The sequence below is a fragment of the Arthrobacter sp. Y81 genome (genome assembly GCF_002929335.1).
In the GTDB taxonomy this organism is placed as follows: Bacteria; Actinomycetota; Actinomycetes; order Actinomycetales; family Micrococcaceae; genus Arthrobacter.
Genome location: NZ_PJIL01000015.1, coordinates 1 through 14,784, shown reverse-complemented (window position 1 = coordinate 14,784; position 14,784 = coordinate 1). Strand labels below are relative to the sequence as shown.

General features: G+C 64.4%; 10 protein-coding genes and 1 riboswitch. Of the genes, 6 read left to right on the top strand and 4 right to left on the bottom strand.

Going from position 1 to position 14,784, the window contains the following annotated elements; translation table 11 throughout:
* Window positions 1-98 precede the first annotated feature (98 nt).
* Together CXQ91_RS17775 and CXQ91_RS17770 are read left to right on the top strand one after the other, a co-directional pair.
* Complete coding sequence (locus CXQ91_RS17775) at window positions 99-1,133, top strand: NAD(P)-dependent alcohol dehydrogenase (protein WP_104175232.1); 1,035 nt, start codon at window positions 99-101, stop codon at window positions 1,131-1,133.
* 351 nt (window positions 1,134-1,484) lie between these two features.
* Window positions 1,485-2,969 (top strand): NCS1 family nucleobase:cation symporter-1, encoded by a 1,485-nt coding sequence (locus CXQ91_RS17770; RefSeq protein WP_258074083.1) that lies wholly within the window; start codon window positions 1,485-1,487, stop codon window positions 2,967-2,969.
* Between the two features lie 104 nt (window positions 2,970-3,073).
* Here the strand turns inward: CXQ91_RS17770 and CXQ91_RS17765 are convergent, their stop codons facing one another.
* The 4 genes from CXQ91_RS17765 to speB all read right to left on the bottom strand — a co-directional run bounded on the left by CXQ91_RS17765 (window position 3,074) and on the right by speB (window position 8,474).
* Window positions 3,074-4,369, bottom strand: a complete 1,296-nt coding sequence (locus CXQ91_RS17765) for a D-arabinono-1,4-lactone oxidase (RefSeq protein WP_104175231.1) — start codon at window positions 4,367-4,369, stop codon at window positions 3,074-3,076.
* A gap of 28 nt (window positions 4,370-4,397) precedes the next feature.
* A complete protein-coding gene (locus CXQ91_RS17760; RefSeq protein ID WP_258074081.1) occupies window positions 4,398-5,912 on the bottom strand; it encodes an aminobutyraldehyde dehydrogenase in 1,515 nt (504 codons plus the stop codon).
* 103 nt (window positions 5,913-6,015) lie between these two features.
* Window positions 6,016-7,473, bottom strand: a complete 1,458-nt coding sequence (locus CXQ91_RS17755; protein WP_104175230.1) for a cytosine permease — start codon at window positions 7,471-7,473, stop codon at window positions 6,016-6,018.
* On the bottom strand, window positions 7,470-8,474 hold the full coding sequence (gene speB, locus CXQ91_RS17750) for an agmatinase (protein ID WP_104175229.1): 1,005 nt from the start codon (window positions 8,472-8,474) through the stop codon (window positions 7,470-7,472). Before speB ends, CXQ91_RS17755 begins: the two co-directional genes overlap by 4 nt.
* A 222-nt stretch (window positions 8,475-8,696) precedes the next feature.
* On the opposite strand from speB, the gene CXQ91_RS17745 reads away from it, so the two are divergent.
* From CXQ91_RS17745 to CXQ91_RS17730, 4 genes are all read left to right on the top strand, one after another.
* On the top strand, window positions 8,697-10,190 hold the full coding sequence (locus tag CXQ91_RS17745; RefSeq protein WP_104175228.1) for a PucR family transcriptional regulator: 1,494 nt from the start codon (window positions 8,697-8,699) through the stop codon (window positions 10,188-10,190).
* Between the two features lie 77 nt (window positions 10,191-10,267).
* Window positions 10,268-10,366, top strand: a riboswitch (glycine riboswitch).
* Between the two features lie 135 nt (window positions 10,367-10,501).
* Window positions 10,502-13,372, top strand: coding sequence for an aminomethyl-transferring glycine dehydrogenase (gene gcvP / locus CXQ91_RS17740; RefSeq protein ID WP_181038940.1), 2,871 nt, complete (start codon window positions 10,502-10,504; stop codon window positions 13,370-13,372).
* A gap of 11 nt (window positions 13,373-13,383) precedes the next feature.
* Window positions 13,384-14,517: a glycine cleavage system aminomethyltransferase GcvT gene (gcvT, locus tag CXQ91_RS17735; RefSeq protein WP_104175227.1), complete on the top strand. Its 1,134-nt coding sequence runs from the start codon at window positions 13,384-13,386 to the stop codon at window positions 14,515-14,517.
* A gap of 88 nt (window positions 14,518-14,605) precedes the next feature.
* On the top strand, window positions 14,606-14,784 hold a 179-nt coding region (locus CXQ91_RS17730), incomplete at its 3' end, for a glycine cleavage system protein H (protein ID WP_374953679.1).

The following is a 14,784-nucleotide window of genomic DNA, read 5'->3' as shown; positions in this document are numbered from 1 at the left end:
TCCTTGGCCATAGCGGTTTAGTACATTGTACGATACTCTTTTTGGTACAGCGTACGAATGCGTGGGCTGCCTACTCCAAATGTTTGAAAGGAACGGCCATGACCTCTGGTCAGCAAGCTCAGGAGACTCCTCGTTCGGGCGGCCCGGCAGCGCCGGAGGTGCTCATGCGGGCCATTGTGCAGGAGGCCTACGGCTCCGCCGACGTCCTGCACATGGCCCGGATTCCCAAGCCGACCATTGCAGATGACGAAGTACTGGTTCGGGTCCACGCGGCAGGGCTTGACCGGGGGACCTGGCATGTCACCACGGGCTTGCCCTACGCGCTGCGTCTGGCCTACGGTATCCGCGCCCCCAAAAATCCTGTTCCGGGGCTGGATTTGGCCGGCACCGTGACGGCCGTTGGGGCCGCCGTCACCCGGTTCGCCGCCGGGGACCAGGTCTTCGGTGTCGGGAAGGGCCCCTTCGCCGAGTATGCCCGTGCCCGCGAAAGCCAGCTCGCCCGTAAACCGGCGAACATCAGTTTCGAACAGGCCTCGGTGGTCCCGGTGTCCGCCTGCACCGCCCTGCAGGCTCTCCGCGCCGCCGGACAAATAACGCCAGGGCAAAAGGTGCTGGTCCTTGGCGCCTCAGGCGGGGTCGGCAGCTACGCCGTGCAGCTCGCGAAAGCGGCCGGGGCCGTGGTCACTGGCGTCTGCAGTACCGCCAAGATGGACCTGGTGCGCGCCCTTGGCGCCGACCACGTCATCGACTACACCAGGCAGGACTTCGCCGACGGGGCCGAACACTACGACCTGATCCTGGACATCGCCGGCAACCCTACCCTGTCACGCCTCCGCCGGGCGCTCACCCCCACCGGCACGGCCGTCATCACGGGCGGCGAGGAAGGCGGGTCCTGGACGGGCAGCATGGACAGGCAGTTGCGCGCACTCGCACTGTCCCCGTTCATCCGCCAGCGGCTGACCATGGTTTTTGGCACAGAAGGTTCAGCGGACCTCGAACACCTGGCCGGACTCCTGGAAGAGGGAACCCTTGTGCCCGCCATCGACCGCACTTACCCGCTGGAACGGGTGCCCGACGCAATGCGCTATTTCGACGCCGGAAAGGCCCGCGGGAAAGTCGCGATCATCATCTAAGCAGACAGCCCCGTCTGAAGGACCAGCGTGCGCTGCACCACAGCGCCAAAGCACCCCACCGGTTACAGTGCACAGGGCGCAGCATTTCCGCGTGATCCGCTTCGACCACCGTGGGATCGGTCGCAGCAGCAGGGGCAACGCCGACCGTTACACCACGAAGTCGTTTGCGGCCGACGCGATGATTTCGTAAACACGCGCGGTCATGCCGGCCAGGAGGATCGCGGGCCCGAGCGGTCTGTTTCCCCACCGTCAAGCTGAGTATATTGGCACCAGTGGATGCCCCGCGGATCCCATGCCGGCAGGAGCTTCCGCCTTAGGCTCAGCGTGTGAACGTTTGGGAAGCGAGGACAGATGGCTCACACCATTCCGCAGGGGGCCAGCCCGCGTCTGTACAACGAAGACCTGGCACCGGCCGAACATCGCACGTGGGGTTTCTATTCGCTGTTTGCGATGTGGATGTCGGACATTCATTCGCTCGGCGGGTATACATTCGCTGCCGGACTGTTCGCGTTGGGCCTCGGCGCGTGGCAGGTGTTCCTTGCGCTGGTGGCCGGGATCGTAATCGTTTTTGTCCTGATGAACTTCTCCGGCTATGCGGGCCAGAAGACGGGAGTTCCCTACCCCGTGCTGGCCCGGGTTTCGTTTGGAACCTTCGGCGCCAACCTGCCCGCCCTGCTTCGTGCCCTCGTCGCGATCGCCTGGTACGGCATCCAGACATGGCTGGCCTCCAGGGCGGTCATCATCATCGCCCTCAAGATCTGGCCAGACCTCCGGGGCCTGACCGAGAACAACTTCCTCGGCGAGTCCACCCTGGGTTGGCTGGCGTTCGTGTTGATGTGGTCGCTCCAGCTTCTTTTGCTTCGAAACGGTATGGAGACCATCCGGAGGTTCCAGGACTGGGCCGGTCCGGCTGTCTGGGCAGTGATGGGCCTGTTGGTCGTTTACATCCTGATCAATGCGGGTTGGAATATTTCCCTCGACCTGCCGGGCGGACGTGCCGAGTGGGGGGTCACGCACGCCTTCTTCGCCGCAGTGGCGCTGACGGTGACCTACTTCTCCACCCTGATGCTCAACTTCTGCGACTTTTCCCGATTCGCGCCGTCCCGCAAAGCAGTGCGCACGGCGAACCTGTGGGGGCTTCCAGTCAATTTCATCGCGTTCTCCGTGGTCTCCGTCGTTGTCACCGCCGGAACCTTCAAGGTGTACGGGGAGTACATCTACGACCCGGTAGAGATCGTTGGGCGGATCGACAGTATCTGGGCGCTCCTGCTGGGCGCAGTCACCTTCGCTGTCGCAACGCTGGGAATCAATGTCGTGGCAAACTTCGTCTCGCCGGCCTACGACCTCGCGAACGCCTGGCCCTCGCGGATCGATTTCAAGCGCGGCGGCCTGATCGCCGCAATGATCGCGCTGATCATTACGCCCTGGAACCTGTTCAACAGCCCCGTCGTGATCAACCTTTTCCTTGGAGGGCTCGGAGCGCTGCTTGGGCCGCTGTTCGGGATCATTATGGTCGACTACTACGTGCTCCGGAAGCAGCGCGTGCTGGTTCGGGACCTGTTCAGGGAGCAGGGGTACTACACGTATACAGGCGGCTGGAACCAGAAAGCGGTCATCTCGTTTCTCGTCTCGGCCGTCCCTGCGGTGGTCTTCGCCCTGGTTCCCGTATTCGGCGCCTTCTCGGCGTTCTCCTGGTTCATCGGAGCAATCGGGGCGGCCGCGGTGCACTACGTCATCTCGCGCAACGACACGAGCCTGGCCGAATCCATCACCGCCGCTGCCGCCGAAGAAGCCGACCCGGGCGCACCATGGACACAGGTTCCGCAGACGCGGTGAGCACGCGGCGGCCGAGCGGTGGCTGCACAGCTCCACGTCAGATAGACGGCCCATAGGTATGCCCCCGAGCACGGCTCGGGGGCATACCTATGGGGAGTGCTGATTTAGCCTACAAGGGCACGGGTGTGGTCGTTGAGGAAGATTCCGCGGGGGTCGAACTCGCGGCGTATTTGGATGAAGGTGTCAAGTTCCGGGTAGAGACGTTCCAGGCGGTTCCTGGTCATAAAGTGGATCTTGCCCCAGTGCGCACGCGGCTCAAATTCCTGCAGCAACGCATCAGCCTCACGGAAGAAGGGCCAGTAGTCGGTTCCCGGCTTGGTGGTCAGGGTGATGACGGTGCTGTCGCGCCCTTGGAACTGTGACATGTAGGCGTCGTCGGCCTTCACCCAGCGGACCTCGACGGGGTATTTCTGGTCCGGGTGCCTGGTGCGGATCAGGTCCTGGATAGCCTCCACGGCTGCAAGGCCATCCTCGCTGCGTACGAAGTACTCGAGTTCGTGGAACTGCGTGGTGAACCCTCCGGGATAGATCCGGTACGAACGATCCAGCCGGGTGCGCTCCGTACCTGAAATTTCACTCTCATCCTGGATCTGCGCAACGTTGTATCGCTTGGTGTAGCTGCGGTCCGCCATGCTCTGGCCCGGCGAACCCGGAAGATCCAGAAGTTCGCAGGAATCGTCGTCCGGGCACCAGAGGAACGAGTAATGGCGGTTCGCGTCGAGGTCGGACTGCCAACTGGCTGCAGTCTCGTCCCACGCGGGATACGTGATCTGTTCCTGCAGGTAGTAGCTGTCCTCAACGGCCAACTCGACTTCCAGGAAGATCCCGAGGGTACCCAGGGCGACCTGGGCGGCCCTGAGTTCGCGGAGTTGACCCTCGCCGATTTCGACGATTTCGCCGTAACCGTTGATCAGCTTCACCCAGCGCAGGTTGGAGGAGAAGCTACCCAGTTCCTTTCCGGAGCCATGGGTGCTGGTCGCCAGCGCCCCGGCAATCTGCTGCTTATCGATGTCGCCCTGGTTGCCCAGCGCCAGCCCCTGCTCCCACAGTGGGTCGCCGAAGGCGCTGATGGTGGTCCCCGCCAGGGCCCTGGCCCGCCGCCGGGCCTTGTCCGTACCTGTGATGGCAGAGAGGGCCGACATGTCCATCAGGACGCCGCCCGTCTGGACAAGCGGGGAGGATGAATGTCCTGAACCGACCGCCCGCACAGGGAGGCCTTCGCGGATGGCGAAACGAACGGCGTCGAGCGCTTCCTGTTCAGTCCGCGGACGTACGGTGAAGGCTGGGGTGGCGCTCTGGTTTCCGCCCCAGTTGGTCCACGTGACCTCCGTCCCGAAGGGAGCGGAGGGAGTGGCCGCGCGTGCCGAGGAAGCATCGCGGGAAAGGTTCGTGGTTGTCATAGCTGATCTCCGATGCTCGTCTGAGCGCTCACGCGCTGTGGTTGATCATGACGTGCTTGGTGCGCGAGTAGTCGTCCAAAGCGTAGAGCGAGAGGTCGCGGCCGTAGCCGGAGCCCTTGAAACCACCCCACGGTACCTCGCACGCCAGCACCAGGTGCGAATTGACCCAGACAGTGCCGAAATCGAGCTGCTTTGGAACCTTGAGCGACAGGCTCGAGTCCCGGGTCCACACCGAGGCGGACAGGCCATAGGGGCTCTCGTTTGCCCGGGTGACGGCCTCTTCGGTGGAACTGAAGGTCTCGACCGTGACGACGGGACCAAAGATTTCGTGGGTAGCAATGTGCGCCCCGGCCGGCACGTTGCTGATGACCGTGGGCTCGATGAAGTAGCCGGGGCCTTCAAGGGCCGAACCCCCGATGGCCACGTTCAGGCCGGCAGCCTTGGCATCGGCCAAGGATTCCTGCACGCGTTCAAAGTGCGGGCGGGAAATCATGGGACCGATTTCCACGTCGTCGCCCGCCTGTGGAGCTCCTACCACCAGTGTGCTGACTTCGCGCACCAGGTGCTCGGTGAACTCCTCTGCCACTGACTCGTGCACCAGCACGCGGCAGGCAGCGCCACAGTCCTGGCCGGCATTCCAGAAGCCGGCATTGCGCACGCCGGCGGCGGCCGCGCGGAGGTCGGCGTCCGGAAAGACAACAACCGGAGCCTTGCCGCCGAGTTCCAGATGGACGCGCTTGACCGACCTGGCCGCGGTCTCCGCAACGGCCTGACCGCTGACGACGCTGCCTGTCAAGGCAACGAGGGCAACATCAGGATGTTCGGCGAGCCGCTGTCCGACGGTCCGGCCTTGTCCGGTCACGACGTTGAGAATTCCATCGGGAATGCGTCCGGCCAGGAGTTCCGCGAGCTTCAGGGTGGACAGCGGCGTCTGCTCGGAAGGCTTGAGGACGATGCTGTTGCCCGCGGCCAGGATGGGCGCGATCTTCCAGGCGGCCATCAGCAGCGGGTAGTTCCACGGGGTGATGACGCCGACGACGCCCACGGGTTCCCGGAGGATGACCGAGGTGTGCCCGGTTGTGTAGTCACCACCGGCCATGGACGTCAGCGTGCGGGAAGCTCCGGCCATGAAGCGGAACGTATCAATGGTGCTCGAGACGTCGTCCTCCGCGACGGTTCGCGGTTTACCGGTGTTTGCCGACTCGATGAGTTCGAAGGCTTCCCGGTTGGCTTCGATGATGTTGGCGATCAGGTTCAGGACCTCGGAGCGTTCCTTCGGGGTGGTGGCGCCCCAGGACTTCTGGGCCGCCACGGCGGCTTCGACAGCAACATCGACGTCGGCAGCTGTGCCGGCCTGCACGGACGCGATGACCCGCTCAGTGGTGGGGTCGACGACGTCGATGAGTTGGGTGGAGGACCCTGGAATAAACGATCCGCCAATGAAGTGCCCGCCGGGAGGCAGAGGGAGCGGAAGCACGCCTGCAGGGCTGTGATCTGCGGGGGAGCGTCGGACAGTGAACTGTTCGGTGTGGGTGAGTGTCATGGTGTTTCGCCTTTGCTTTCTGCGCCGGTCGCGGCGTCGGGAGTGTTTGTGGGGTTCGGGGGTAAGCCCGTGTGTGGGGTGCGGGGCGTTAGCCCGCGGTGCGTCAAATCAGTTCAGTTGCGAATGCCGGGGTCTGAAAGTGGGCGGCATCCGACTTCTTCCGGAACAGGCGGGCGGCGAAGTAGTAGAGCGGGGCAACAACCGCCAGTCCGACGATCCAGGAGATGTCCACGCCGCCCATCGCCGCGGCTAGTGGGCCCGTGTAAATGGCCGTTGCGGAGAACGGCACCTGAATCAGGGCGCCTGCTAGGTAAGAGCCGATGGCGACCCAATTGAACCGTCCGTACACTCCGCCGTCGCGCTTGAAGAAGTCTTCCACCCTGTAGTCGCCGTGCCGCAGAAGGTAGTAGTCCACCAGGTTGATGGCCGTCCAGGGAACCAGCACGTACATCAGGAAGGAGAGGAAGTTCGTGTAGAAGAGGATGAAGTTGTCGCGGGCGAACAGTGCGATCAGGACGGCGAGTGTGAAGAGGATGAGGGCCGCAACGCTTCGGGTCTTGGCATGGGGCAACCAGTTCGGCTTGAACGTCTGGCCAATGGTGAGGCTGCACAGGACGCCGCAGTACAGATTCATGGCGTTCGACGCCGCAACCCCGAGGCAGAAGATTCCGATGACAATCATGGTCCAGGGTTGGAGAAACGCTCCCAGGCTGCCGACGATTTCGACGTTGCCGGCGTCGTTGCTCATCGTCGCGGCGAGCGTTCCCACCAGGGCGCCTAGGACCATGGGGAACAAGGTGCCCAGGACGCAGCCTGAGTAGGACGCCCAGAAGGCCGGGGCCGACCCGGTGCCCTGGGGCATGTAGCGGGAGTAGTCCGAGACGTAGGGAGCGTAGGCGAGCTGCCACAGGGCGGATACGGAGATGGTGCCCATGAAACCAACCCAGTTGAAGTTTCCCTGGTCCAGGAAGCTGGCCGGCAGTCCTTGGACGAACAGGATCCAGGCAAAAGCGAGGAGCAACGCAACGCCGGCCACGACGCTCAGGATGCGTGCATAGGCGTGAATGAGCCGGTAGCCGAAAATCGTGGCAATCACGCTGACGATGCCGATGATGATGATGCCTGCGTCGACACTGATGCCCGGGTTGACTGCGGCCATTGCTTCGCCGCCAAAGACGAGGTTCGCCGCGAAAAACCCGACGTACATTATCACCACAATGACAACGATCAGCAGCGCCCCGTACGAGCCGAACTGGCCGCGGGTCTGGATCATCTGCGCCACGCCCAGTTGCGGTCCTTGGGCGGAATGCAGGGCCATGAAGATGCCACCGATGACGTTCCCGATGATGATTCCCACGATCGCGGGCACGAAGTGGAGGCCGAACACCGTGGTGGCGAGGCCGCCGGTCACGATGGTCATGATCATGATGTTGGAACCGAACCAGATGGTGAAGAGGTCCCGGGCTTTCCCGTGGCGTTCGTCCGCCGGGATGGGCTGGATGGTCTTGTCCTCGAGCCGGGGTACTTCGGCCGAGGCGACGGGAGTTGTTCGAGTGCTCATGATGCGTTCCAGGATGCTGCTTGCAGTTCACGGACGGTGTTCGATTCGGCCTTGCTGCGGTTCACCATGAGGGCGAGCAGGTCGAAGACGAGGGTGGCGGCGGCGACGGTGGTGATGTCTGCATGGTCGTAGGCCGGAGCGACCTCGACGACGTCGGCGCCCACGATGTTGATACCGTTCAGCCCGCGGAGAAGGGCCAGGAGTTCGCGGGAGTGAAGCCCGCCCATCTCGGGGGTGCCGGTGCCCGGTGCGTAGGCCGGGTCCAGGACGTCGATGTCGATGGAGACGTAGACGGGGGTGTCGCCGAGCCTCTCCTTGACCTGTTGGATGGCTGCCGGGACGCCGATGACGTCCAGGTCCGAGCAGCGGATGATCTGGAAGCCGAACTCGTGGTCGCGGAGGAAGTCGTTGCGGTCGTAGACCGGCCCGCGGATGCCGACGTGCATGGACTTATCTTCCACCAGGAGTCCTTCCTCGAATGCCCGGCGGAAGACGGTCCCGTGGGTGACCGGCTGGTCGAAGTAGGTGTCCCACGTGTCCAGATGGGCGTCAAAATGCAACAGCGCGACCGGTCCGTGGACCGTGTTCAATGCCCGCAGCATAGGGAGGGCGATGGTGTGGTCGCCACCGATGGCGATGAGCTTCTTGTCTTCGCTGATCAGGGGCAGCGCCTGTTCTTCGATTTCGCGGACCGCCCGTGAGATGTCGTAGGGCGTGCAGGCGATGTCGCCGGCGTCTACAACCTGGACTTCGTAGACAGGCTCAACGTCGAGTTCGGGGTGGTAGCCGGGACGAAGGAGACGGGAGGCTTCGCGGACTGCGGCGGGACCGAAACGGGCGCCGGGCCGGAAGGAGGTCCCGCCGTCGAACGGTACACCGACGATCGCAATGTCGTAGTCCGGAACGCGGTCGATCTGGGGAAGCCTGGCGAACGTGCCGAGGCCTGCATACCGGGGGACTTGTGTTGCGTCGACGGGGCCGATGGGCTTGTGCGTTGTCATGCCTGGATCCTTCGGTTGCTGTGCTGCCGGGCGGTGACGCCGGCGGCGATTCGGGGGAGGTGTTGGGTTGCTCGCCGTTGAGCGGGAAGTAAGTAATCCAATTCTTGGTGACGCACGTCACGGCGTATAGCGGTAGATTGACTACAAATGGCCGAGGCTCTTATACATTTGTCTAAAAGCCTTTAGTGGGGCCGGAAACCAAGGATCTGGGAGTGCAATTCCATGGCGATTACCGTGGCCGAGCTCGTGGCGGAGCCCCAGCTGGGACTCACGCTACTGGCGGGATCCGCAGGCAGTGGCAACCGGATCACGTGGGCCCACACGTCTGACTTGCCCAGGCTGTGGGAATGGGTCACCGGCGGCGAGCTGATGATGACCAACGGCCTCTCCATCCCGGCCGATGCTGCCGGGCAGGTTGCGCTCGCCGGGGCGCTGGTGGATGCGGGAGCCAGTGCGCTGGCCATCGGAGAGAAGATGCACGCGCCGGAGCTGTTGCCGGAGTTCCTGGCCGCTTGTGACAGGCTGCCGCTGCCGCTGATCAACGTGCCCTACCCGCTGCCCTTCATCGCCATCGCGCGAACGGTGGCTGAATCTTCCCTGCTGGAGGAATCGCGGCGCCTGCGACAGACCGCCCGAATTTACGACCTGCTCCGCACTGCCGGAGCATCCGAAGACCACATGCAGGGCCTCCTTGTGGGCCTCGCGGCTGAACTCGATGCAGAGCTGTTCGTCGTGGACAGGCGCTGCCTTCATCCCTGGCATCCGGACGGCCAGCCGCTTCCGGACTTCCTGCAGGCGGAATTGGCCCGGCTGACCGGGCGAATATCCTTGGCCGGGAAGAAGTTCCAGTGGCATCGGCTTCGGGACAGGCATGTGTTGATGATGGATATCCCCACGCACGCCAATGCGCTCCTGGTGGTGCTCCCCAACGGCGAACCGCACCCGGACGCCGTCGTGCTGCTGCATGCGGCAACGGTGCTGGGTCTGGAACTTTCACGAAAAGTCCTGTCCCTGGAAAGCCTGCACCGTCTGGCGAGCGAATTCCTGTTACAAGCGGTCGACGGTCGCCTGGGAACGGCGGAACTGGAAAGCCGGCTCACGGCCTTTGATGTTCCGGCGAACGATTTCCTGATGGTTTCGATAGCGGCCGACGACGGCGAGCGGCTGGCGGACGTCCACGTCGAACTGTGGCGCCACGGCTTTCCGGCCGCCTGCCTGCGGCGCTTCAACACACTTCATGTGGCGGTGTCCGCGGCGGTGACCGACGATATTCTGGTCCACTGCGCGGGTCCCGAGGTCCGTATCGGCATCAGCTCGCCGACCTCTGCGCCCGGCATCCAGCGTGCGTTGCAGGAGTCGCTGTGGGCCCTCGGCGCGGCCAAGGGCAACGCCATGAATCTGGCCCGGTACACGGACGGTCCCTCGTGGCTGGGGCTCACGAGCTTCGAGGAAGGGACCGCGCTGGTGGAACGGCTGCTGGGCCCGATCTTCGCGTACGAACAGAGCCAGGAAGGTGACCTCATCGTGACGTTGAGGACGTACCTGGACACCCAGAGATCGTGGCAAAAGACCGCGGCGGCACTGTTCGCGCACCGGCAAACCGTCATCTACCGCATCCGGAAAATCAGCGAGTTGACGGGCCTGGACATGACCGAAACGTCCACGCTGGCCCAGCTTTGGTTTGCGCTTCAAATCCATGAGGCCATGCACAACTAGACGGCGGTCCTCTTGCGCGGGCCAAAAGAACCCGCTACTGTGTGAACCGCGTCACTTCCGAGTGGCGCACACGCTTTTGATCTGCGGCGGGAGAGTCCTGCCGGTACATCCAGTCAGGCGCCGTAGGAGCAAATCCTCCCCAGGAATCTCTCAGGCCCATGTACCGCCGCGGCGAGGCAACTCTGGAAAGCAGTCCGGGCAACCGGGCTCACCGACGGTGCAAGCGGGCAATCATGCCGCGGAATCTCTCAGGTCCAATACAGAGCGGGGAGGAACCCACATCATCGTGGCGCTCACAGGGCGCCTGAATCATGGAGTTCCTCTTGACTGTTCAATCAACCCCCACCGCCTTCGCGGACCGGCACATCGGCGCCCGGCGCCAGGCCGACGTTGACACCATGCTCAAGGCCATCGGCTACGACTCTGTCGACGGCCTGGTGGACGTCGCCGTCCCCGATTCCATCCGCCAGGAGTCTGCGCTGACGCTGCCGAGCGGCACGGCAGCGCTCAGCGAAGTCGAGGTTCTGGCCGAGCTTCGCCGGCTCGCGTCCAAGAACAAGACTGCCGTGCAGATGATCGGCCAGGGCTACTACGACACCCTCACCCCGCCGGTCATTCGCCGCAACATCCTCGAAGCCCCTGCCTGGTACACGGCCTACACCCCCTACCAGCCGGAGATTTCCCAGGGCCGGCTCGAAGCCCTCCTGAACTTCCAGACCATGGTCCAGGACCTGACGGCCCTGCCCGTGGCCAACGCGTCCCTGCTGGACGAAGCCACGGCAGTTGCCGAGGCCGTGCTGCTGATGCGCCGCGCCAACAAGAACAAGACCGCTCAAAACGGCAAGACCGTGCTGGACGCCGACTGCCTCCCGCAGACCATAGCGATCGTCAAGGGCCGCGCTGAGGCACTTGGCTTCGAGGTCGAGATCGCCGACCTCTCCACGGGACTGCCCGACGGCGACATCAACGGTGTCGTCCTGCAGCAGCCCGGCGTCTCGGGCCGCGTCTGGGACCAGTCGGCTGTCATTGCAGAGGCCAAGGACCGCGGTGCGCTCATTACCGTCGCCGCCGATCTCCTGGCCCTGACCCTCATCACGCCTCCGGGGGAGCAGGGTGCCGATATCGCCGTCGGAACAGCGCAGCGCCTGGGCGTGCCGCTGTTCTTCGGCGGCCCGCACGCCGCGTACATGGCTGTCCGGGAAGGCATGGAGCGCACGCTTCCCGGTCGCATCGTCGGCGTCTCCAAGGACAACGCCGGAGTGCCCGCATACCGTCTGGCACTGCAGACCCGTGAGCAGCACATCCGCCGCGAGAAGGCCACGTCCAACATCTGCACGGCACAGGCGCTGCTGGCCATTGTCTCCTCGATGTACGCGGTCTACCACGGCCCCGAAGGCCTGAAGGCGATCGCCGAAACGGTCCAGGACCACACCCGTGCCCTCGCCACCGCGCTCAAGACGGCCGGCCGCGAGCTCGTTTCCGAGTCCTTCTTCGACACCCTCACCGTCCGCGTCCCCGGCAAGGCCGGCAAGGTCATCACCGCCGCCGAAGCGCGCGGCATCAACCTGCGCGTCATCGACGCCGACACCGTTGGGGTTTCCGTTGATGAGACGACGACGCCGGAGGTCCTCTCTGCGGTTGCCGTCGCCTTCGGCGCCGGTCCGGTGGGCGCCGCGTCCGGGTTCGAACTGCCGGCCTCCGTTGTCCGCACGACCGATTTCCTCCAGCACCCGGTATTCAACACGCACCGTTCCGAGACGCAGCTGTTGCGCTACATCCGCAAGCTGTCCGACCGTGACCTCGCGCTGGACCGGACCATGATCCCGTTGGGCTCGTGCACCATGAAGCTGAACGCCACGGCCGAGATGGAAGCCATTTCCTGGCCCGAGTTTGCCTCGATCCACCCGTTTGCTCCGGAGTCCCAAACAGCGGGCTGGCGCGAATTGATTGAAGGTCTGGAAGCTGACCTGGCCGAGATCACCGGCTACGACCAGGTGTCCATCCAGCCCAACGCCGGGTCCCAGGGCGAGCTGGCCGGACTGCTGGCCATCCGCGGCTACCACCTGTCCCGCGGCGACTCCCATCGCAACGTGTGCCTCATTCCGGCGTCCGCGCACGGCACCAACGCCGCCTCGGCCGTCCTGGCCGGCATGAAGGTGGTTGTGGTGGCCACGGCGGCCGACGGCACCATCGATCACGCGGACCTGAACGCCAAGATCGAGCTGCACAAGGACGCGCTGTCCGCGATCATGATCACCTACCCGTCCACCCACGGCGTGTACGATGCCGACGTCCGGGAAGTCTGCGACGCGATCCACGCAGCCGGCGGCCAGGTGTATGTGGATGGCGCCAACCTCAATGCCCTGGTGGGCCTGGCCCAGCCGGGCAAGTTCGGCGGCGACGTGTCGCACCTGAACCTGCACAAGACCTTCTGCATCCCGCATGGCGGCGGCGGCCCGGGCGTCGGCCCGGTCGCGGCCAAGGCCCACCTGGCTCCGTTCATGCCCGGTGATGCCAACGACGTTTCTTCGACGGGGACGGGTGTTGCAATCTCCGCGTCGCGGTACGGTTCTGCGGGTGTACTGCCGATTTCGTGGGCCTACGTGAAGCTGATGGGCGGCCAGGGCCTGACCGACGCCACCAAGTCCGCGCTGCTCGCAGCCAACTATGTAGCCTCACGGTTGGATGAGCACTTCCCCGTCCTGTACACCGGCGAAGGCGGCCTCGTGGCGCACGAGTGCATCCTGGATCTCCGCGCATTGACGGCTCGCACGGGCGTTACCGCCGAGGACGTGGCCAAGCGGCTTATCGACTTCGGCTTCCACGCACCCACCCTGGCCTTCCCCGTGGCAGGCACCCTGATGGTGGAGCCCACCGAGTCCGAGGACCTGGCGGAGATCGACCGGTTCATCACCGCCATGATCACCATCCGTGCCGAGATCGAGCAAGTCGCTGACGGCGATTTCACTGTGGAGAACTCGCCGCTGCGCAACGCGCCTCACACGGCTACCGCCGTCGTGAGTTCTGATTGGGACCGGGCGTACCCGCGTGAGCAGGCAGCCTTCCCGGTCCACCCTCTGAAGCAGGACAAGTACTTCCCTCCGGTGGGCCGCATCGACGGCGCTGCCGGCGACCGCAACCTCGTGTGCTCCTGCCCGCCCCTCGAAGACTTCGAAAACTAAGGAAGCCTCCTATGTCTGAGAATTACACCGCTCTCTACGAGCAGCACAAAAAGGCCGGCGCTTCCTTCACGGACTTCGGCGGCTGGCAGATGCCCCTGAAGTACGAATCGGAACTGGCCGAGCACCACGCCGTCCGCAACGCTGCTGGTCTGTTCGACCTCTCCCACATGGGCGAGGTCTGGGTCAGCGGTCCGGACGCTGCAGCGTTCCTTGACTACGCACTGGTCGGCAAACTGTCGGCGATTGCTGTTGGCAAGGCCAAGTACTCGCTGATCTGCAATGCCGACGGCGGCATTATCGACGACCTCATTTCGTACCGCCGCGCTGAGGACAAGTTCCTCGTGGTCCCCAACGCGGGCAACGCCAAGGTTGTGGCGGCGGCACTGGCCGAGCGGGCCGCCAACTTCGACGTCGTCGTTGAGGACGTCTCCGCCGAGACCTCGCTGATCGCTGTGCAGGGACCCAACGCGGAGGCCATTCTGTTGTCCCTCGTCCCGGCCGGTCAGCACGCACTGGTCACTGACCTGAAGTACTACGCGGCGGTTGAGGTAGGCATCACGGTCAACGGCGCTGTGCAGGACCTGCTCCTGGCCCGCACCGGCTACACCGGAGAGGACGGCTTCGAGATCTACATCCCGAACGTGGATGTGGCAGGACTCTGGGAAGCGCTGCTGCAAGTCGGCGAGGGCCACGGACTTATCCCCGCGGGCCTTGCCGCCCGCGACTCCCTGCGCCTGGAAGCCGGCATGCCGCTCTACGGCAACGAGCTCTCCCGCTACGTCAACGCCTACGCCGCAGGCCTTGGCCCGGTTGTCTCGCTCGCCAAGGAAAGCAGCTTCGTCGGCAGGGAGGCTCTGACGGCCATCAAGGCTGCCGGCGTCGGAACCACCATCGGCCAAAAGCTGGTCGGGCTCAAAGGCACGGGCCGCCGGGCCGCACGGGGACACTACCCCGTCCTGAAGGACGGCATGCTCATCGGCGAAGTGACCTCGGGTCAGCCGAGTCCGACGCTGGGGTACCCGGTCGCCCTCGCTTATGTCGACGTCGAGTACGCCGAACTTGGCACGATCGTCGACGTCGACCTCCGCGGCAAGCCGGAACCCTTTGAGGTCGTCGCACTGCCGTTCTACAAGCGCCAAAAGTAGCCGCCGGGTCCCGCCGGGGCTGGAGGATGAGCCGCCTGCCGGTGGTTGAGCCTGTCGAAACCACACACAAACTCTAAGGATTGAAAAGATGAGCAAAGTAGTTGCCGAACTGAAGTATTCGGCTGAGCACGAGTGGGTTGCCTCGGATGGGGCTGGGACTGTGGGGATCGGCATCTCCGCGGTTGCTGCGGATGCCCTGGGCGACATTGTGTACGTGGACCTGCCCGAGGTTGGCGCCGCGGTGACCGCGGGGGAGACCTGCGGTGA